Genomic DNA, 18,619 nt, shown 5'->3' on the forward strand with positions numbered 1-18,619 from the left:
GCACCCGAAGGAGCACGACGATGCACGTCCCCGACCAGTTCCTGACCGACCCGACCTCGGCCACCACCGCCGCCGTCGCCGGCACCGCCGTCGTGGCGGCGGCCCTGCGCGCGCGCCGCGACCGCGCGGGCGGCCCCCACCCGGCTCTCGTCGGCGCCACCACCGCCGCCGTGTTCGGCCTGCAGATGCTCAACTACCCGGTGGGCGCCGGCACCAGCGGGCACCTCATGGGCGGTGCGCTGGCCGCCGCGCTGCTGGGCCCCGCGTGGGGCCTGCTGGCGGTGAGCGTCGTGCTGGTCGTGCAGGCCGTGGCCTTCGCCGACGGCGGTCTGACGGCGCTGGGGACCAGCACGCTGCTCATGGCGGTCGTCGGGACGCTGGTGGGCTGGGCGGTCGCGCGCGGTGTCGTGGGCGTGGCCCGCCGGCGCGCCCACGACCCCGACGTGCGCGTGCTGGGACCGGTCGCGGCCGCTGCCGGCGGTGCGGCCGGCGTCGTCGCCGCGGCCGCGGCCTTCGTCGGGCTGTACGCGGTCGGCGGGACGGTCGCGGTGCCGCTGGGCGTGCTCGCGGGGCAGATGCTGGGCGTCCACCTGCTGATCGGGCTGGGGGAGGCCGTGCTGACCGGCGCGGTCGTCGCGGTCGTCGTCGCGGTCCGGCCGCAGGTCGCGGCGCTGACGGCGCGGGGCGGCCGGCCCGCGCGGACCGGTGCGCTGCTGCCCGCCGGGCTGCTGACCGGCGTGGCCGGGCTGGCGGCGGTGGCGCTGTCCGCGGTCGCCTCGGCGGCACCCGACGGGCTCGAGGCCACCGCTGCGCGCACCGGGTTCGCCGGTGCCGCACGCGACCACGCGCTGGCCGGGCTCCCGCTGGCGGACTACGGCGAGGCCGGCGGGCTCGCCGTCGGAGTCGCGGGGGCGATCGGGGTGGTGGTCTGCCTGGTCGTCGCGGTCGCGCTCGCGGGCGCCGTCGCGCGGCCGCGAGTGGTCGCCGTCGGTCGCTGACCCGGCGGTGGACCGGGCGCACGCCGCGCCCGGTCCACCGCCACGGCGTCCGCGGGTGGCGCGTCAGACGCGGCGTCGGACCGGGGCGTCAGCCGCGGCGGTCGCGGGCCGGGACCCGCAGGCCCGACGCCCGCAGCCGGCGCACCAGCTCGCGGGTGCTGACCGGCTGCGCGCCCAGGGTGACCAGGTCGTCCCAGCGCTCGACGGGGACGTCGTAGTGGTCGAGGTCGAAGGCCCGGCGCGGCAGGCCGGCCCGGGCCGCGAACGCGTGCAGCTCGCCGTACGAGGTGTCGCTCACGAGGTGACCCCACACGGTGCCGTGACGGGGCCACAGCGGCGGGTCGACGAGCACGGTCACCGGGCGAGGGTACGGCGTCAACGCACCACAGCCCCACCGCGGGACCCGGCGTCCACAGCCCTGCCGGCGCGCCCGGGCCCGCGGTCGCGGCGCACCTAGCGTCGGGGACGTGCCGTCGTCACGGTGCCGCGGCCCGCGGCAGCGACGGTGCACGGGAGGACGTCCATGAGCAGGTACGAGGTCGACAGCGCACAGCTCGACGGGTCGGCGGCGGGCGTGCTCGCACGGTCCGCGAGCATCCAGTCCGAGGTCGCCGCGATGCAGCGTCAGCTGACCGAGCTGCAGGCCACGTGGCGCGGCGGGGCCGCGGGCGCGTTCGGCGCCGTGGTGGGGGAGTGGAACGTCACGCAGGCGCGCGTCGAGCAGTCGCTGGCGCAGATCGCGACGGCCATGCAGGCCGCGGCCCGGACCTACGCCGAGGCCGAGGCCCATGCCTCGCGGCTCTTCACGCACTGAGAGCCGCCCCGGCAGGCGGGCGCACCGGTTCGGGGCGCCCGCCCGGCGGCCAGGACGCCGCGCGACGTGGCCGGAGTCAGGGCCGTCCGGTCCCCGAGGTGTGCGGCGTCGGGACGGACGGTGCCGCGTCCGGCGCGGCGGCGCCGTCCGCGGCCGGCGCGGCAGCCGCCGCGTCGGCGGCCTCGAGCCGGGCGATCTCCTTCTCCAGCCGCTGGAGCTCGGCCGACACGTTCTGGCGGGCGGGCTCCTCCCAGGGCTGGGCGAGCGGGCTCACGAACAGCGAGGGGCGGGCCAGCAGCTTGTGGAGGATGCGGATACGGGCGCGGACGTAGTCCTCGGTGGGCAGGTGGGCGTACTCGGCCCGCACGTCCTGCAGGTAGGCCTTGTACCGCTGGGGCTCGGTCGCGAGCATCGCGAGGTCCGCGTCGCAGAGCACCGCGCAGTCGGAGTCGGTGGGGTCCGGCGCGTGGCGGACGAGCGCCGAGACCAGCGCGGCGACCTTCCGCACGTTGCCCTCCGGGACCCCGAGGCCCGTGAGCTCCTCGCGGGCGAGGACAGCGCTGGCGGCCTCGTCCTCGCCGCCGCGGTTGGCGTACGCCTTGCCGTCGGCGGAGTCGAACACGGCGCCGTGGTACCAGGCGGCCAGCCGGACGAGCTCGGGGTGGTGCGCCTCCTCGTCCAGCTCGTCGACGCGCGCGAGCACGTCGACCAGGTGCCGCAGGTTGTGGAAGTGGCGCTCCGGCCGGGTCCAGCGGTCGAGCAGACCCTCGGCGGTACGCCGGATGTCAGGTGCGGGTGCGGTGCCGCCGGCTTCGACGACGTTCCTGGTGAACGCCGGGACGAGCCAGGCGGGTGCGTCTTGGACGCCCATGGATCAGCCTCACGACGATGGCGAAGGAAGCGCCATCGTAGCCACTCCCCCGCCCGGGGGAGTGGTGGACCGCGGGTCGGGCAGTCAGCGCGTACCGGGCGGGACGCCGTCACCGGGCTCCGTCGCCCCGTCGGTGGGCGCACCTGCGCCCGTGTCCACGCCGGGAGCGTCCGTCGGTCCGTCGGCCACCCCGCGGGGGCCGGCGACGGGCAGCTCGACGCGGACCGTCGTGCCGCCCCCGGGCGTCTCGTGCACGGTCACGCGGCCGTCGTGCGACGCGACGATCGCGGCGACGATCGCCAGGCCGAGCCCGGAGCCGCCGGAGTCCCGCGTGCGCGAGGGGTCGACGCGGTAGAAGCGCTCGAAGACGCGCTCGACGTGCTCGGGCGGGATGCCCGGGCCGTGGTCGCGCACCTCGAGCACGGCCGTGCGGCCGTCCTGCCCCGCACCGACGACCACCTCGACCGGTGTGCCCGGCGGGGTGTGGCGCGCCGCGTTGCCCACCAGGTTGGCCAGCACCTGCCGCAGCCGCACCTCGTCCCCGCGGACCACGCGCGGACCGCTGACACCGCCCAGCGCCTCGAGGCGCGCCGGGCGCTGCGGGTCCAGCGCCCGCAGGTCGCTGACCGCGTCGGCCGCCAGGACGGTCAGGTCGACCGGGCCCAGCCGGCCGTGACGACCCTCGTCGAGCCGGGCCAGAGCCAACAGGTCCTCCACCAGCGATCCCATGCGCCGCGCCGACTCCTCGATGCGGTGCATGGTGTCGCTGACCTGCTCGGGTGTCGTCAGGGCGCCCATCCGGTACAGCTCGGCGTACCCGCGCACGGCCGCGAGCGGCGTGCGCAGCTCGTGCGACGCGTCCGCGACGAACCGGCGCATCCGCGCCTCGGACGCCGTGCGCGCGGTGAACGCCTCCTCGATCTGCGTGAGCATGCCGTTGAGCGCGATCCCCAGGCGTCCCACCTCGGTGGTCTGCGGTGCGACGGGCACGCGCTGGGAGAGGTCACCCGCCGCGATCTTCGCCGCCGTGCGCTCGATCTCGCCCAGCGGGCGCAGGGACCGGCGCACGGCCAGGCCGCCGACCAGCACCCCCGCGACGACGATGAGCACGCCCGAGGCGACCAGCGTCCGGCTCATCTGCACCAGGGTGCTGTGGATGTCCTTCAGGGGCAGACCGACGACCACGGACCCGGTGGTGCCGTCCGGTGCCGAGAAGGGGTACGCGACCACGCGCCAGCGCGACCCGGCGCGCGTCGACGACACCGTGAACGGCTCCCCCCGGGTCGCCGCGGCCTCGTCCGCGGTGAGGTCGGCCACGCGCGGCGTGCCGTACGACCGCTGCGAGGCGTGGCCGGCCAGCTGCGCCTGCTGCCCCGAGGTCTGCACCCGCACGTAGTAGTCCGTGGGGCCGATCTGCCCGCCGCCGCTGGTGAGGAAGGCCAGGGCGTCCTCCGCGACCACCTGGGCCTCGGCGTCGAGCTTGTCGTCGACCGGCGCAAGCAGGCTGCGCTGCAGCAACGTCGTGGCCGTCACGGCGGCGACGACCAGGCCCGCACCCAGCAGCACCGCAGTGATCGTGACCAGCCGGCGCTGCAGCGACGCGGCCCGCCAGGCGTCCCGCAACGACGCCAGCGGGCCACGGTGCGGCGGGGCCCCGGCCGCGGCGTCCGACGCGGCGGCCGTCGCGCCCGGCCCGGCGGCACCGGTGTCACCAGCAGCGGCGTGCACGTGCTCGTCGGACGCCGCGCCGGTCGTCCCGCTCACGGCTGCTCGCGCAGCAGGTACCCCACACCCCGGCGGGTGTGGATGAGCGGCGGCAGGCGGTTGCCGTCGGCGTCCGTGAGGTGGTCGATCTTGCGGCGCAGGTAGGAGATGTACGACTCCACGATGTTCGCGTCGCCGCCCCAGTCGTACTGCCACACGTGGTCGAGGATCTGCGTCTTGGACAGCACCCGCTGCGGGTTGAGCATGAGGTACCGCAGCAGCTTGAACTCGGTGGGGGACAGCTCCACCTCGTGCCCCGCCCGGCGCACCTCGTGCGTGTCGTCGTCGAGCTCGAGGTCCGCGTAGCGCAGCACGTGGGAACCCAGGCCGTCGTCCGGCTGGGTGCGGCGCAGGATCGCGCGGATCCGGGCCACGACCTCCTCGAGGCTGAACGGCTTGGTGACGTAGTCGTCGCCGCCGACCGTCAGGCCCTGCACCTTGTCCGCCGTGTCGTCGCGCGCCGTGAGGAACAGCACGGGCACGTGCTGGCCCTTCTCCCGCAGGCGCCGCGTCACGGTGAAGCCGTCCATGTCGGGCAGCATCACGTCCAGCACCACCAGGTCGGGGTCCGTGTCCCGCGCCAGCCGCAGCGCGGAAAGGCCGTCCGCCGCGGCGTGCACCTCGAACCCAGCGAACCGCAGCGACGTCGCGAGCAGCTCGCGGATGTTCGGCTCGTCGTCCACGACGAGCAGCCGGGCCTCCGGCGCACTGGGCGTGCTGGTCATCCTCCCAGTCTGGGGTCGGATCCTGGGAGCTGCCTGAGTACGCGCAGGACGCGTGCACGCGGGCAGGGCCCCCGCGACCGGGCACCACAGCCGGAACGGACGTCCCGGGGCACGCCGGCACCACGACGATCGTGATGGACACGTGACCTGGACGGTCGGCCCGTGACGCCCCGGCGACTACCGTGGACGGGTGACCGTTGACTTCAGCGACCGCACGCTCGACACCTCCGCCGCCGGCACCGCACCCCGCGTGACCGTCGTCCAGAGCTCCCCTGACGTGGGCCTCGACCGGTTCACCGAGTGGCTGCCGGGCGTCGACGTCCAGCTCGTCCGCGCCGACCTCGGGGACGCGCTGCCCGGCCCGACGGAGGTCGGCGACGGTCTGCTCGTGCTCGGTGGGCAGATGTCCGCCTACGACGACCACGCCGCCCCGTGGCTGCGCCCGTTGCGTGACCTCCTGGCCGTCGTCAGCGCCACCGACGTCCCGGCCCTGGGCATCTGCCTGGGTGCCCAGCTGCTGGCCGTCGCCCGCGGCGGACGCGTCCAGGTCGCCGCGCCCCCCGGGTGCGAGGCCGGCGTGATCGACGTGCGGTGGCGGCCCGAGGCGGCGACGGACTCGCTCGTCGCGCCGCTGGTCCCGCTCGCCGGGGCGGCGCGCAGCACCCCCCTGCCCAGCATGCACTCCGACGCGGTGGTCGACCTGCCGCGCGGCGCCGTGTGGCTCGCGGCGTCCGCCACCTACCCGTTCCAGGCGTTCCGCATCGGCAGTGCGTGGGGCGTGCAGTTCCACCCCGAGGCGGGCCTGACGACCTTGCGCGGCTGGGCCGAGGGAGACGACCGGGTCGACACCGATGCGGTGGTCGCCCAGATGACCGAGCGGGCCGCCGAGGTCGAGGCGGCCGGGCGCGCCGTCGCCCAGGCGTTCGTCAACGTCGTGCACGACCGCGCGTTCGCGCGCCGCACGCGCCCCTGACCCTCACCGCCTCGTCGATCCCTCGTACGGACGACGGCCCGGTCCCCGCGGGGGCCGGGCCGTCACCGTCGGACGGGGTGCGGGTCAGGCGTCGTCGGTGCGGGTGCCCACGGCGGGGGTGACCGTGGTCGCCTCGATCTGCCGCGGCGAGCTGCCCTGCTTGAGCGCGGCGAGCCGCGCCTCGATCTCGATCTCCGCACCGGCCGACTCGAGCTCGGCGAACTGCGAGTCGAGCGTCGACGCGGCCAGCTCGGCCTGGCCCATCGCGTACGCCTCCTCGCGGCGCACCTTCTCCTCGAAGCGCGCGATCTCGCTCGTCGGGTCCAGGACGTTGATCGAGCCGATCGCCTCCTGCACCTGGCGCTGCGCCTGCGCGGACTTCTGCCGGGCGACGAGCGTGTCGCGCCGCGACTTCAGCTGGCCGAGCTTGTCCTTCATCTGCGCCAGGCCGGACTTGAGCTTCTCGACCGTCTCGCGCTGCGAGGCGATCACGGGCTCCGCGTCGCGGACCTCCTGCTCCGCGGTGAGCTGCTTGCCGATCGCGATCTTGGCGAGGTTGTCGAACTTGTCCGCGTTGGCGGTGTCGCCCGCCGCCCGGAACTGGTCGGCACGCGACGACGCGGCGAGCGCCTTCTGGCCCCAGTCGCGGGCCGCGGCGACGTCCTCGTTGTAGTCCTGCTCGGCGAGCCGCAGGTTGCCGATCGACTGCGCGATCGCCTTCTCGGCGTCCGCGATCGAGCTGGTGTAGTCACGCACCAGCTGGTCGAGCATCTTCTGCGGGTCCTCGGCCTGGTCGATGAGCGCGTTGATGTTCGCGCGCCCCAGCTGCGCGATCCGTCCGAAGATCGACTGCTTCTCGGTCATCGTGTCGTGCCCTCCCTGTGGTGCCGACCCGGACCGTCCGTCCGGTGTCACGAGCCGCGTCCGCCGCTCTCGGCGGCCGCGTGAGCTTGCTGCGGCGTCAGAACCCGCCGCCGCGTCCGCCGCCGCCGAAGCCGCCGCCGCGCCCCCCGCCGCCGAACCCGCCGCCGAAGCCGCCCCCGCGTCCGCCGCCGCCGAACCCTCCGCCGAAGCCTCCGCCTCCGCCGCCCCAGCCGCCGCCGCCGCGTCCGCCGCCGCGCAGGATCGAGTCGATGAGGATGCCGCCGAGGATCATGCCGCCGATGTCGTTGCCGCCCCCGGTGCCGCCGTGGCGGTCGTGGTCGTCGTACCGGGCGTTCTCGACGTCGATCTGCGCCAGGCGCTGCGCCTCCGCGGCCAGCCGCTCACCCTGCTGGGCGGTGGCCAGCGCGGTCTCGGGGTCGGTGGTGCGCTGGTCGAGCGCGCGCAGCCGCAGCCGGTCCGCCTCGGCGAGCCGGGTCCGGGCCTGCGGGCCGACCGCGCCGCGCCGCGTGCTGACGTAGTCGGTGGTGGCGCGGACCGCGGAGTCCAGGCGGCCGAGCGTGTCGTCGAGCAGCGCCCGCGCCCGCCGGCCGCGCTCCTCGGCGTCGCGCCGGGGCGCGAGGGCCGCGTCGATCGCGGCCTCGGCGTCGGTGAGGCGGCGCAGCGCCGCGAGCGGGTCACCGGTCCCCGCCCGTGCGGCGGTGGCCGCCTCGACGGCCGCGCGCGCCTCCTGCGCGTGCGGCACGACCTGCGGGTCGCCGGGCGCCAGCCGCTCGGCGTCGGCCAGGTCGGACGTGATCGAGCGGATGCCGGCGTCGAGGCGCGCGCCGGCCGTCGCGAGGTCCGCGTCGGCCGAGTCGACGGCGTCCAGCAGCGTCCTGGCCTGCGCGAGAGCCTCCTCGGCGGCACGTGCGAAGCCGACGGCCGCGGCCCGGTCGCCGGAGCCCGAACGCTCCCGGCCCTGCCCGATGGTCGTCTCGACGTCGTCCAGCAGCCGGGCCGCCTGGTCCGCGTTGCCCGCGACCGAGCCGAGCGTGTCGGGGGAGTAGCGCGCGGTCAGCGTCACGATCGTGGCGCGCGCCGGCTCCACGCGGCCCCGCAGGCGCTGCGCCTCGCGGTCGTGGGCCGCGAGCGCGTCGTCGACGCGGGCCTCGATGGCGCGCAGCCGGTCGAACGCGTCCTTCTGCTCGTCGAGCTGCTGCTCGACCTGCCCGCACAGCCGCAGGATCTGCGCGGACGTGGCCCGCACCTGCTCCTCGGTGTCGGGCACGTCGTCGTCGAGCGTCTGCCGCAGGCGGAACGCCTCGGTGAGCGTCTGCTTGCCCTGCACCAGCGCGGTCTCGAAGCCGCGCGTCTGGTCCTCACCGAACTGCGCCTGGGCGAACCCGAGCTCCTCCTCCGACGAGCGCAGGGCGTCGTCGAGCGCCACCAGCGCCGAGGCGGAGCGGCGGTCCAGCTCGGCCGTGGGCAGCGCGGTGAACTCGTCGGCGGCACCCGCCACCCGCGTGGCGCCCGCGGTGTCGCGCAGCGTGCCCGTCGGCTGCGGTCGGCGCCGCAGGAACGTGAACAGCAGGACCGCCCCGATGGCGATGAACCCGAGCAGCAGCACCACGGTGAACCCGCCGCCCGACGACCCGCCCGACGCGCCCGACCCCGACCCGACGGGTTCGCCGTTCGCCGCCGCGACGATGCCTTCCGCGGCCGCGATCGCGGCCCCGTCCCAGTCCTCGCTCGCCAGGTCGGACTTGACGTCGTCGGCGACGCGGTCGAGCTGGGAGGACGAGAGGGACCCCAGGCTCCGGGGAGCCAGCCTGTACTCCCGGTCGTCCACGGCGACCGCCAGCACGGCATCGGACGACCCGAGCCCGGAGGCCTCCGCGGTGCGCTGCACCCAGGTGTCGGGCGACAACCCGTCGAACGTGTCGACGTACACGACCGTCAGCCGGTAGGGCGTCTCGGTGCGCACCTCGTCGACCGCGTCCTGCACGGCCGGCACGTCGTCGAGCACCCCCGCGGGGTCGACGACGGTCTCCCCGCGCAGGTCGAACGGCGCCTCCGCGGCGGCACCGCCCGCGCCGGCGACGAGCACCACCGCCCCGACGGCGACGGCGGCGAACGGGTGGAGGGCACGACGAGCAAGATGCACGTCTCGATCCTTTCTCAGGCCTGCACCTGTGGCAACGCGCCCGGCCGCGCTCGGGTTCCGCCGGGCCGGTGTCCGGCCTCAGGTGACGTCGACGTACCGGTGCCAGGACTGCGTCACGTACGACGTGCTGAACCCGCACCGCACGTACAGGTCGGCGGCACCCGTGGGGGAGTCCGCGTCGACCTCGAGGGCCACCCGCGTCCGCCCCCGCTCGGCGGCGTCCGTGACCACCGCGTCCAGCAGGGAGCGCGCCACACCGCGCCCGCGCGCCGTGCGCAGCACCCCCAGGTACTCGACGTAGCTGCCGACGGCGCGGCCCTGCTCGTCGACCGACGCGCTCGCGATCAGCACACCGACCGGTGCGGGCTCGGCACCGTCCACGAGCTCAGCGATCCACCAGTGGTCCCAGCGGTGACCCGGGTCGGCGCGCAGCCGGGCCAGGAACTCGTCGAACGTCTCCTCGTGGTGGTTGAAGTGGTCGGCGAACGCCTGCTCCAGCACGTCGTGCGACGCGACGAGGTCACGCTCGTCCGGCGCCCCGTCCGCGGCTCGTCGCAGTCGCCGCACGACCACACCGGGTCCCGTCGGACGGAGCCCGCGGTCGTCGTCGCCCACGGGCCGGCGCATCTGCCACCACCGGCGGACCCGGGCGTACCCCGCGGCCACGAGGCGACGCTGCTGGCGGGGGTCCGCGTCGAAGGCACCGCTGTCCAGCTGGGTGCGGGTGAGCCCGCGTGCGCGGGCCAGCGCGAGCCCGGCGGCCTCCGCCCAGGCGAAGAGGGCCGCCGCCACCTCGTCACCCGTGGCGTCGTCGAGGTCCGGGTCGACCACGACCGCGACCAGCACGCGCCCGGCCGCACGGTCGGTCACCGTCGCCCACCCGCGGGCGGCACCCGTGGTGTCGCGCACCACCACGTGCACCCGCGTCCCGGCGCCGTCGCCCGTGACCTCGGCCTGCGTCGCGTCCGCCCCGGCCGTCCGCGCACCCCGTGCCACGACCTCGTGCCGGGCCCGCAGCGCGTGCAGGTCGGGGACGTCGTCGGGCCCGGGGACGTGCGCGCGCCAGCCGCTCGGCAGCGCGGTCGGGAGCAGGTCGGGGGTCAGCTGGAGGAGGGTCATCGGTTCCTGTTCGTGCGGACGTGCGGTCATGCGGACAGGGTGCGGCTGCGCGCGCCCCCACGGTTCACCGGGCTACGCCCAGGTCCCGGTGCCTGTGGTCGGCCCTGGGCTGCGCCCGGTGCCCCGCGGGTGCGGCTGCGCGCGCCCCCACGGTTCACCGGGCTACGCCCAGGTCCCGGTGCTTGTGGTCGGCCCCGGGCTGCGCCCGGTGCCCCGCGGGTGCGGCTGCGCGCGCCCCCACGGTTCACCGGGCTACGCCCAGGTCCTCGGCGTCGACGATCGTGTAGGCGTACCCCTGCTCCGCCAGGAACCGCTGCCGGTGGGCGGCGAACTCCTGGTCGACGGTGTCGCGGGCCACGACCGTGTAGAAGTGCGCGGTCTTGCCGTCGGCCTTCGGGCGCATGATGCGGCCCAGGCGCTGGGCCTCCTCCTGGCGGGACCCGAACGACCCGGAGACCTGGATGGCGACGGACGCCTCCGGCAGGTCGATGGAGAAGTTCGCGACCTTCGAGACCACGAGCGTGGTGATCTCCCCGGTGCGGAACGCGTCGAACAGCCGCTGCCGCTCGCGCACGGTCGTCTCGCCGGTGATGAGGTCCGCGCCCAGGTGCTCCGCCAGCTCGTGGAGCTGGTCGAGGTACTGGCCGATCACCAGGGTCTGCTCGCCCGCGTGCTTCGCCACCAGGGAGTCCACGACGCGGTTCTTGCCGGACGCGGTCGCCGCCAGGCGGTACCGGTCCTCCGGCTCCGACGTCGCGTACGCCATGCGCTCGTGGTCGGGCAGCGTCAGACGCACCTCGACGCACTCGGCGGGCGCGATGTACCCCTGCGACTCGATGTCCTTCCACGGTGCGTCGAACCGCTTGGGGCCGATCAGGGAGAACACCTCGTCCTCGCGGCCGTCCTCGCGCACGAGCGTCGCGGTCAGCCCCAGGCGGCGGCGCGCCTGCAGGTTCGCGGTCATGCGGAAGATCGGCGCGGGCAGCAGGTGCACCTCGTCGTAGACGATGAGGCCCCAGTCGCGGGCGTCGAGCAGCTCGAGGTGCGTGTACACGCCCTTCCGCTTCGTCGTCAGCACCTGGTACGTCGCGATGGTGACGGGGCGGACCTCCTTGCGTGTGCCGGAGTACTCGCCGATCTCGTCCTCGGTGAGCGTCGTGCGCTTCACCAGCTCGTCGCGCCACTGCCGCGCGGACACGGTGTTGGTCACCAGGATCAGCGTGGTGGTCGACGACCGTGCCATCGCGCCCGCGCCGACCAGCGTCTTGCCGGCGCCGCAGGGCAGCACCACGACGCCCGACCCGCCGTGGAAGAAGCCGTCGACGGCCTGCTTCTGGTACGGCCGCAGCGACCAGCCGTCCTCCAGGAGGTCGATCTCGTGGGCCTCGCCGTTCACGTACCCGGCGAGGTCCTCCGCGGGCCAGCCGAGCTTGACCAGCACCTGCTTGATGTTGCCCCGTTCGGACGGGTGCACGATCACGTCGGTGCTGTCGATCCGCTCGCCGAGCAGTCCGGCGGTGCGCCGCGACTTCATGACCTCGGCGAGGACGGCCGCGTCGAGCGCGTGCAGCACCAGCCCGTGCACCGGGTCCTGGACCAGCTGCAGCCGCCCGTACCGGGACATGGTCTCGGCGACGTCGACCAGCAGCGCGTGCGGCACCGGGTACCGGCTGTATTCCAGCAGCGTGTCGACGACCTGCTCGGCGTCGTGCCCGGCGGCGCGTGCGTTCCACAGGCCCAGCGGCGTCAGCCGGTAGGTGTGGACGTGCTCGGGCGCGCGCTCGAGCTCGGCGAACGGGGCGATGGCGCGGCGGCACGCGTCGGCCTGGTCGTGGTCGACCTCCAGCAGGAGGGTCTTGTCGGACTGGACGATGAGCGGGCCGTCGGGCACTGGCTTCTCCGGGGGGTCGGGGGCAGGCGTGCGGGTCAGTCGGTCGCGTGGGTGACGTCGGCGATGCGGTGGACGGCGACGGTCAGCTCGGCCTCGCGGCGCGGGTCCAGCGCGCGCAGCCGGCCGCCCTCGACCTTCAGCGGCCGCACGAGCCGCCGGTCGGCGCGCCCGTCGGGGCCGACGATCTCGACCCACACGGCCGTCCGCGCCTGCGCGGCCTCACGGAGCACCACCAACGCGTCACCGGGCTCCGGTGTTCCGCCGGCGGGGCGCCGTGCGGAGGGTGCGGTCGGGTCGGACGACGGACCGCGGCGACCGCTGCTGAGGGCGACGGCCCCGTCAGCGGCACCCACGGGCACCCCCGACGGGTCCGTCGCCCGCCCGGCGGTGACCGGCGCCGGGGGGTCACCGCGGCGCAGGGTCGCGACGACCGACGCGGCGCGCTCCGGCAGCGGTCGCTCGTGCACCGGCGCGGTCCGGCGGGGGCGTGCCCGCACCCGCCGTTCGGGGGCGACGGCGTGGACCACGGCACCGCGGGCGTCCTCGGCGACGGGCGCCAGGCCGCGCGCCCGCAGGGCGTCCAGCAGCTCGGCCGGTGACGCGTCGGCCACCAGCACCGTCGGGGCCAGCAGACGCGGCCGCAAGGACGCCAGGCGCGGGTCGTCGACCAGGCCCGCCAGCAGCGCGGGGTCGTCGGCCCGCACGTACGACGACGCCGCACCGGCCCGCAGCCGCCCGTGGCGGCGGGCCACGTCCCGCACCAGGTACTCCAGGGGCTGCGGCACGCGGCCGCGCGCGGCGGCCCCGAGCCGCGTCAGCAGGTCGTCGGCCGTGGTGCCCGCGTCGAGCGCGCGCAGCACGGAGTCGGCGGTGAACCGCACGGTCACGGCACCACCCCGCGACTCCACCTCGGCGGCGAGCTCCAGCAGGTCCTCCAGGTCGGGCCCCGGCCGCCCGGGCACCACGCCCGTGAGGTCGCCCTGCAGCAGGATCTCGTCGACCGGGGCGGGCAGGTCCGCCGCGAGGGCCGCGCCCGCGTCGTCGTCGGCCAGGAGCGCGCGGCCGGCCGACGCGAGCGCACCGGCGCCCAGCACGCCGAGCCGCCCGGCCTCGACCAGCACTGCCTCGATCGCGGACAGCGGCGGCACCGACCGCGGCGAGCGCCAGCGCAGCGCCTCGTGGACGTCGTCCGCGGTCAGGGCCGCACCGCGCGGCGCCGACGCGAGCACGTCCAGCACGGCGCGCCGCAGCCGCGGCACCCACGGCCGCGTCAGCTCGGGGTCGAGGGCGGCGCGCCGGGTGCCGCGGTCGTCCCGCTCGCCGACCAGCCACGGGGTGCGCGCCGACGTCAGCCACGCCCGCGCGAGCGTCGCCCAGCGGGGCGCGACGTCCTGCGCGGCCCACACGTCGGCCTCCAGGGTCGGGACGAACGACGGGCTCTCCTCGCCGTCGTCGGCCAGCAGGCCCGCGGTCGCCGCGGTCTCGACGAGCCACGCGGCGTGCGCGTCGTCGACGTCGAGCGCCTGGGCCGTGCGGCGCAGGTCGCGGGCCCCCAGGCCGCCGGCGCGCAGCACGCCGGGCGGGGACTGCTCCCACCGGGTCAGCAGCTGACGCACCAGGCGCACGGTCTGCTCCGCGGCGCGCGCGGACTCGGCGGCCACCACGCCGGCGTCGCGGACCGGGGCGTCGACGAACGCGGGGGCCAGGGCCGGTGCGCGGTGGGTCCGCCCGGCGCGCAGCGCGAGCGCGACCCGGCGCGGCAGCAGCACGTGACGCTCGTCGGCGCGGGTCAGCAGCCCGTGCCCGACCAGCCACGACACGGCGTCCGCGGCTGCGGTGCCCGGCGGCGGGACCAGTCCCACGGCCGGGCCCCACGTCAGCGCGTCCAGCACGGACGCCGCACCGGGCGGGGCGTCGACGAGGTCGGGCAGGGAGTCGCCCGTCTCGTCGTCGTCACCGGCGCCCGGCGGTGCGAGGCCCGCGACGGCCGCGCCCAGCGCGTCGGTCACACCGGGCGTGGCGTGCAGGGTGCCGTCGTCGTCGGGCCACAGCAGCGCGAGCGCGACCGCGTCCTGGACCGCACGTGCCACATGGGGTGCGTCGTCCACTCCCGCGCCGACCGCCGCCTGCACCTGCGCGGGCGTGGGCGGCCCGACCGTCGAGGTCAGCACGACGACGGACTCGAGGACCTGCAGGACCAGCGCGTCCACCCAGGTCAGCGCCCGGTCCAGGCTGGACCGGCTGGTGGCCCGCGCGGCCAGCGACGCGAGGGTCGCGGGGTGCGGGGTGGCCAGGTCGGGCCGACGCACGAGCAGCGCGACGAGCTCGTCGTCGCTGCGTGCGCGCAGGTACCCGGTGAACGTGGCCATCCGCACCACGATACGTGGGGCGGCGGGTCGGGTGAGGCGTCGGCCGGCCATGGTGACCCCGGTCCGGCCGTCGGGCGGACGGTGCGCGACCCCGGGAGGGCAGCGGCCTGCCTGTGGCAGGGTGACCGCATGGCGCTGGACGAGACCACGACCCCGGACGAGCACCCCGCCGTCGCCCTTGCGGCCCTGCGCGACGACGCGCGCCGTGAGCTGCCGCGCACCGCCGCGCTGCGGCACGCGCTGCACCGGGTGCCGGAGCGCGGGCTCGACCTGCCGCTCACGCAGGGTCTGGTCCTCGACGCGCTCGCCGACCTGGACCTCGAGGTGTCGACCGGGCGGGCCCTGTCCTCCGTCACCGCGGTGCTGCGCGGGGCGCGGCCGGGCCCGGCGGTGCTGCTGCGGGGCGACATGGACGCGCTGCCGGTCACCGAGGAGTCGGGGGAGCCGTTCACCTCCCAGCACCCGGGCGTGATGCACGCGTGCGGGCACGACCTGCACGTCGCGGGCCTGGTCGGCGCCGCGCGGCTGCTCGCGGCGCGGCGGGAGCAGATCGCCGGGTCGGTCGTCCTGATGTTCCAGCCGGGCGAGGAGGGTGAGCACGGGGCGCGCCTCATGCTCGAGGAGGGCGTGCTGGACGCGGCGGGTACGCCCGTCGTCGCGGCGTACGGCGTGCACGTCATGGCCTCGACGCTGCCGCTGGGCGTGGTCGCGTCGCGGCCCGGGACGTTCATGGCGGCGTCGGACACGGTGCGCGTCACGGTGCAGGGGCGCGGCGGGCACGGCTCCAAGCCGTACCTGGCGGCGGACCCGGTGCCGGTCGCAGCCGAGATGGTGCTGGCCCTGCAGACCATGGTCACGCGGCAGTTCGACGTGTTCGACCCGGTGGTGCTGACGGTCGGCCGGGTCGAGGCGGGCACCAAGGACAACATCATCCCGGACGTGGCCCACCTCGAGGCGACGGTCCGCACGTTCAGCGCGGCGACGCACGCGGCGGTGCCGGAGCGCGTCGCGCGGCTGTGCGAGCACGTCGCGGCGGCGCACGGCATGCGTGCGACCGTCGAGTACGAGCGGGGCTACCCGGTGACCGCCAACGACGCGGACGAGGTGGCGCGCGCCCGCCGGGTCACGCACGACGTGCTCGGTGCGGACGCCTGGCAGGACGCACCCGCGCCGGTGCCCGGCGCCGAGGACTTCTCGTACGTGCTGCAGCAGGTGCCGGGCGCGTTCGTGTTCGTGGGCGCGACGCCCCCGGGCGAGGACTTCCGCACCGCGCCGTACAACCACTCGCCGCGCGCCCGCTTCGACGACGAGGCCCTGGTGGCGGGGTCCGCCGTGCTGGCCGCGCTCGCCCTCGACCGGCTGGCCGAGGGCAGCTGACCCGTCAGGTGTGCGCGACGCAGGTCGTCGCCGTGGGCCGCGCCTCGAGGCGGGCGTCGTCGATGGGCTCCCCGCCCACCGCGCACGTCCCGTACGTGCCGTCGGCCAGCCGGCCCAGGGCTGCGTCGACCTCCGCGAGGCGGCGGTGCGCACCGTCGGCGAGCGCCTCCAGCTGGGCGCGCTCGAACGCGATCGTCGCGCCCTCCGGGTCGTGCTCGTCGTCCACGTTGGCGCCGCGGGCGGCGTCGACGACGTCCTGGTGGGCGTCACCCAGCCCCGACAGTCGTGCGACGGCGTCGCGCCGCAGCTCCAGCAGCAGCGCGCGCGCCCGGTCGTGGTCCACGCCCCCGGTCTACCAGCCGGTCCTGACACGCACGTCAGGCGCCGTCCACGACGTCCGACGCCTCACCGACGCGCACACCGACGGCGGTGGCCGGCGGCAGGGCATCCCCGGGGCCGGCGACGGGTGCGCCGTCCGGGTCGCCGTAGGGCGCCGGACCGGGCGTCGTCGCCGTGCCGCCCGGGGTGGTGGTGAGCCCGGCACGCACCTGTGCGTGCGACTCCTGGGCGCTGTGCCGGTGGCGCGCGATCTCGGCCGCGACGCTCTCGACGCGGGCCAGCAGGCGGTCGGCCTCCCGCCGGACGGCGGCGACGGCGCGCGCGGCACGCTCCGCCTCGTTCCGCCGGCCGACGGCGTGAAGCATGCCGCGCGCACCGACGGTGATCGTGAGCGCGAACGCGCTCACGACCAGCAGCCACTGCGCGTCGCCGCGGGTCACTGCGGTCATGACCCACAGCAGCGCCGTACCGGCCGCCAGGCCGGCCGTCAGCCGGGTGCTGCGGGGCGTGACCGGCTGCGGCGGGGTGGACGCGCGGGCCAGGGCCTGCGCGGTGCCCTCGACCTCGGCCCGGCCCGCGCGGGCGCGCAGCGTCAGGCCGGCGGCCGTCGCCTCGAGCACCTCCGGCGCGGGGACCTCGGCGGTGGCGAGCAGCCGGTCGGCGGCCCGCAGGACCCACGGCGCGCACGCGGCCCGGGCCACGTCGCCCACCGGGTCCCGACGCTCGAGCGCGTCGGCGCGCAGCAGCGCGAGCAGGTCGTCGGCGGCGGCGTCCCACGGCGGGCCGGGGGCCTCCCGCCCGGTCACGACGGCCTCCAGCTCGGCCACCCGGGCCATGAGGTGCGACTCCTGCTCCGCGCCCTCGTCGATCAGCGCGCGCAGCACGTCGACCAGCTCGGTCACGAGGGGGTCGGGTCCCGAGTCGTCCGCGGGGGCGTCCCCGGCGGCGTCCGTGCCGGCGGCGGGCGGCGGGGTCATGAGCTCCTGCAGCCGGCCCAGCCCGTCGGCCCCCCGCCGCACCTCCGCGACCTCGGGGGCGCCGGCGACGCTCGACCCGCGGTAGGGCGCGCCCTTGAGCTGCTCGGTCCACGCCGCGACCGCCTCCTCGGCCGTCGCGTCCGGGACGTCCGCGACGGCAGCCGTCAGCCGCTCGACCAGCGCGGTCCGGGCGGCGGGCCCCAGCCGGCCCTCGGCGGCGGCCAGCCACAGCACGCGCTGGGCCCGGGTCACCGGGCGGGTGGCGTCGAGGGTGCCCAGGGCGTCGGGTGCCCACCGGGCCACCAGGTCGGCGCGCCCGCAGGCGGCGCCGGCCACCGTGAGGAACGTGGCGGTGCGGCGCAGGTCGATCGCGGCGGCGCGCTGAGCGGCGCCCTCGTCGTCGGGGCCGAGGGCGGCCACCGCGTCCGCGAGCCAGTAGCCCGGCGCGGCGGGCGCGCCGCTGACGTCCAGGACGGGTCCGTCGCCGCCGGCCGGGGTGCCGAGCGCGACGAGTCGGGCGCGCGCCGCCTGCCGCACCAGCGCCGGGCCGGCCACCAACGAGAGCTGGTCGCGCAGCGAGCTCAGCTCGACGAACGCGTCGAAGGCCTCGGACAGCCTGGTCAGCCGCGTCTCGATCGACCCGCGCAGCGACGCCAGGTCGCTGCGCAGGGCCGACGCCGTGCGGTTCTGCACCTGCAGCGAGCGGTGGAGACTCTCGAGCTCGCCCGTGAGCTCGCTGATCCGGCGGGACTGGGCGTGGTCGGACTCCTGGGTCCAGAGGCCGAAGGGGCTGTCCGTCATGTCGTGCTCCTCCCGTTCGGCGGTGACCCTAGCGACCGCGGGCGTGCCCGTGCTGCGGGTTCACCCGCACGAGCGCACGTCACGGGGGGTCCGGGGCGGTCCGCGGAGCGTGAACCCGGGCCCGGCCCGGTAGCCTGGTGACGGTCTGCGGGAGTGCTCGCGGATGTGTCCGGCGCTGAAGGAGCGGAAGTGCCCACCGGCAAGGTCAAGTGGTTCGACACCGAGCGTGGATTCGGCTTCATCGCAGGCGACGACGGCGGTGAGGTCTTCCTGCACGCCTCCGCGCTGCCCGTGGGGGTCACGGCCCCCAAGCCGGGCACCAAGGTCGAGTTCGGCGTGGCCGACGGCCGTCGCGGACCGCAGGCCCTGTCCGTGACCGTCCTGGACCCGGTGCCCTCGGTGGTCAAGGCGAAGCGCCCCCCGGCGGACGAGATGGCCGTGGTGGTCGAGGACCTCATCAAGGTGCTCGACAAGGTCGGCAACGACCTGCGCCGCGGCCGCTACCCCGAGGGTCAGCGTGCCGCGCAGTTCGCCACGCTGCTGCGTGGCGTGGCCGACAAGCTCGAGGCCTGA

General features: G+C 76.5%; 16 protein-coding genes. 5 read left to right on the forward strand and 11 right to left on the reverse strand.

The window, feature by feature from the left end; translation table 11 throughout:
* Nucleotides 1–20: 20 nt before the first annotated feature.
* Nucleotides 21–998, forward strand: coding sequence for an energy-coupling factor ABC transporter permease (locus KG103_RS03855; RefSeq protein WP_207340540.1), 978 nt, complete (start codon nucleotides 21–23; stop codon nucleotides 996–998).
* A gap of 88 nt (nucleotides 999–1,086) precedes the next feature.
* Here KG103_RS03855 and KG103_RS03860 read toward each other — a convergent pair whose 3' ends face one another.
* Nucleotides 1,087–1,356 (reverse strand): DUF4031 domain-containing protein, encoded by a 270-nt coding sequence (locus KG103_RS03860; RefSeq protein ID WP_207340541.1) that lies wholly within the window; start codon nucleotides 1,354–1,356, stop codon nucleotides 1,087–1,089.
* A 165-nt stretch (nucleotides 1,357–1,521) separates the two neighbouring features.
* Between KG103_RS03860 and KG103_RS03865 the strand changes: the two genes are divergently transcribed.
* A complete protein-coding gene (locus KG103_RS03865; protein WP_207340542.1) occupies nucleotides 1,522–1,812 on the forward strand; it encodes a WXG100 family type VII secretion target in 291 nt (96 codons plus the stop codon).
* Nucleotides 1,813–1,888: 76 nt separating this feature from the next.
* Here the strand turns inward: KG103_RS03865 and KG103_RS03870 are convergent, their stop codons facing one another.
* From KG103_RS03870 to KG103_RS03880, 3 genes are all read right to left on the reverse strand, one after another.
* Entirely contained in the window at nucleotides 1,889–2,683 is a 795-nt protein-coding gene (locus KG103_RS03870; RefSeq protein ID WP_207340543.1) for an HD domain-containing protein, read from the reverse strand.
* An 84-nt stretch (nucleotides 2,684–2,767) separates the two neighbouring features.
* Nucleotides 2,768–4,447, reverse strand: coding sequence for a sensor histidine kinase (locus KG103_RS03875; RefSeq protein WP_249670770.1), 1,680 nt, complete (start codon nucleotides 4,445–4,447; stop codon nucleotides 2,768–2,770).
* Nucleotides 4,444–5,172 (reverse strand): response regulator transcription factor, encoded by a 729-nt coding sequence (locus KG103_RS03880; protein WP_207340544.1) that lies wholly within the window; start codon nucleotides 5,170–5,172, stop codon nucleotides 4,444–4,446. Before KG103_RS03880 ends, KG103_RS03875 begins: the two co-directional genes overlap by 4 nt.
* A 190-nt stretch (nucleotides 5,173–5,362) precedes the next feature.
* Here KG103_RS03880 and KG103_RS03885 point away from each other — a divergent pair, with 190 nt between their 5' ends.
* Nucleotides 5,363–6,145 (forward strand): type 1 glutamine amidotransferase, encoded by a 783-nt coding sequence (locus tag KG103_RS03885; RefSeq protein ID WP_249670779.1) that lies wholly within the window; start codon nucleotides 5,363–5,365, stop codon nucleotides 6,143–6,145.
* A gap of 84 nt (nucleotides 6,146–6,229) precedes the next feature.
* Here the strand turns inward: KG103_RS03885 and KG103_RS03890 are convergent, their stop codons facing one another.
* The 5 genes from KG103_RS03890 to KG103_RS03910 all read right to left on the reverse strand — a co-directional run bounded on the left by KG103_RS03890 (nucleotide 6,230) and on the right by KG103_RS03910 (nucleotide 14,552).
* Nucleotides 6,230–7,009 carry a PspA/IM30 family protein gene (locus KG103_RS03890; protein WP_207340545.1) on the reverse strand — a complete coding sequence of 260 codons (780 nt, stop codon included), beginning with the start codon at nucleotides 7,007–7,009 and terminating at the stop codon, nucleotides 6,230–6,232.
* Nucleotides 7,010–7,106: 97 nt separating this feature from the next.
* Nucleotides 7,107–9,173: a TPM domain-containing protein gene (locus tag KG103_RS03895; RefSeq protein ID WP_207340546.1), complete on the reverse strand. Its 2,067-nt coding sequence runs from the start codon at nucleotides 9,171–9,173 to the stop codon at nucleotides 7,107–7,109.
* 78 nt (nucleotides 9,174–9,251) lie between these two features.
* Entirely contained in the window at nucleotides 9,252–10,292 is a 1,041-nt protein-coding gene (locus KG103_RS03900) for a GNAT family N-acetyltransferase (protein WP_207340547.1), read from the reverse strand.
* A 244-nt stretch (nucleotides 10,293–10,536) separates the two neighbouring features.
* Entirely contained in the window at nucleotides 10,537–12,183 is a 1,647-nt protein-coding gene (locus KG103_RS03905; RefSeq protein ID WP_207340548.1) for a DNA repair helicase XPB, read from the reverse strand.
* A gap of 35 nt (nucleotides 12,184–12,218) precedes the next feature.
* On the reverse strand, nucleotides 12,219–14,552 hold the full coding sequence (locus KG103_RS03910; protein ID WP_207340549.1) for a helicase-associated domain-containing protein: 2,334 nt from the start codon (nucleotides 14,550–14,552) through the stop codon (nucleotides 12,219–12,221).
* 129 nt (nucleotides 14,553–14,681) lie between these two features.
* On the opposite strand from KG103_RS03910, the gene KG103_RS03915 reads away from it, so the two are divergent.
* Nucleotides 14,682–15,929, forward strand: a complete 1,248-nt coding sequence (locus KG103_RS03915; protein ID WP_207340550.1) for a M20 metallopeptidase family protein — start codon at nucleotides 14,682–14,684, stop codon at nucleotides 15,927–15,929.
* Between the two features lie 4 nt (nucleotides 15,930–15,933).
* Here KG103_RS03915 and KG103_RS03920 read toward each other — a convergent pair whose 3' ends face one another.
* Together KG103_RS03920 and KG103_RS03925 are read right to left on the reverse strand one after the other, a co-directional pair.
* Nucleotides 15,934–16,272 carry a TraR/DksA family transcriptional regulator gene (locus KG103_RS03920; protein ID WP_207340551.1) on the reverse strand — a complete coding sequence of 113 codons (339 nt, stop codon included), beginning with the start codon at nucleotides 16,270–16,272 and terminating at the stop codon, nucleotides 15,934–15,936.
* A 34-nt stretch (nucleotides 16,273–16,306) separates the two neighbouring features.
* Entirely contained in the window at nucleotides 16,307–18,046 is a 1,740-nt protein-coding gene (locus tag KG103_RS03925; protein WP_207340552.1) for a hypothetical protein, read from the reverse strand.
* Nucleotides 18,047–18,235: 189 nt separating this feature from the next.
* Between KG103_RS03925 and KG103_RS03930 the strand changes: the two genes are divergently transcribed.
* Complete coding sequence (locus KG103_RS03930) at nucleotides 18,236–18,619, forward strand: cold-shock protein (RefSeq protein ID WP_207340553.1); 384 nt, start codon at nucleotides 18,236–18,238, stop codon at nucleotides 18,617–18,619.

It is taken from the genome of Cellulomonas wangleii (assembly GCF_018388445.1).
Classification (GTDB): Bacteria; Actinomycetota; Actinomycetes; order Actinomycetales; family Cellulomonadaceae; genus Cellulomonas; species Cellulomonas wangleii.

Coding starts and splice junctions, on each gene's coding strand:
- KG103_RS03865 (WP_207340542.1), top strand. CDS start 1,522: ATGAGCAGGTACGAGGTCGACAGCGCACAGCTCGACGGGTCGGCGGCG.
- KG103_RS03915 (WP_207340550.1), top strand. CDS start 14,682: ATGGCGCTGGACGAGACCACGACCCCGGACGAGCACCCCGCCGTCGCC.
- KG103_RS03890 (WP_207340545.1), bottom strand. CDS start 7,009: ATGACCGAGAAGCAGTCGATCTTCGGACGGATCGCGCAGCTGGGGCGC.
- KG103_RS03880 (WP_207340544.1), bottom strand. CDS start 5,172: ATGACCAGCACGCCCAGTGCGCCGGAGGCCCGGCTGCTCGTCGTGGAC.
- KG103_RS03900 (WP_207340547.1), bottom strand. CDS start 10,292: ATGACCCTCCTCCAGCTGACCCCCGACCTGCTCCCGACCGCGCTGCCG.
- KG103_RS03910 (WP_207340549.1), bottom strand. CDS start 14,552: ATGGCCACGTTCACCGGGTACCTGCGCGCACGCAGCGACGACGAGCTC.
- KG103_RS03855 (WP_207340540.1), top strand. CDS start 21: ATGCACGTCCCCGACCAGTTCCTGACCGACCCGACCTCGGCCACCACC.
- KG103_RS03870 (WP_207340543.1), bottom strand. CDS start 2,683: ATGGGCGTCCAAGACGCACCCGCCTGGCTCGTCCCGGCGTTCACCAGG.
- KG103_RS03925 (WP_207340552.1), bottom strand. CDS start 18,046: ATGACGGACAGCCCCTTCGGCCTCTGGACCCAGGAGTCCGACCACGCC.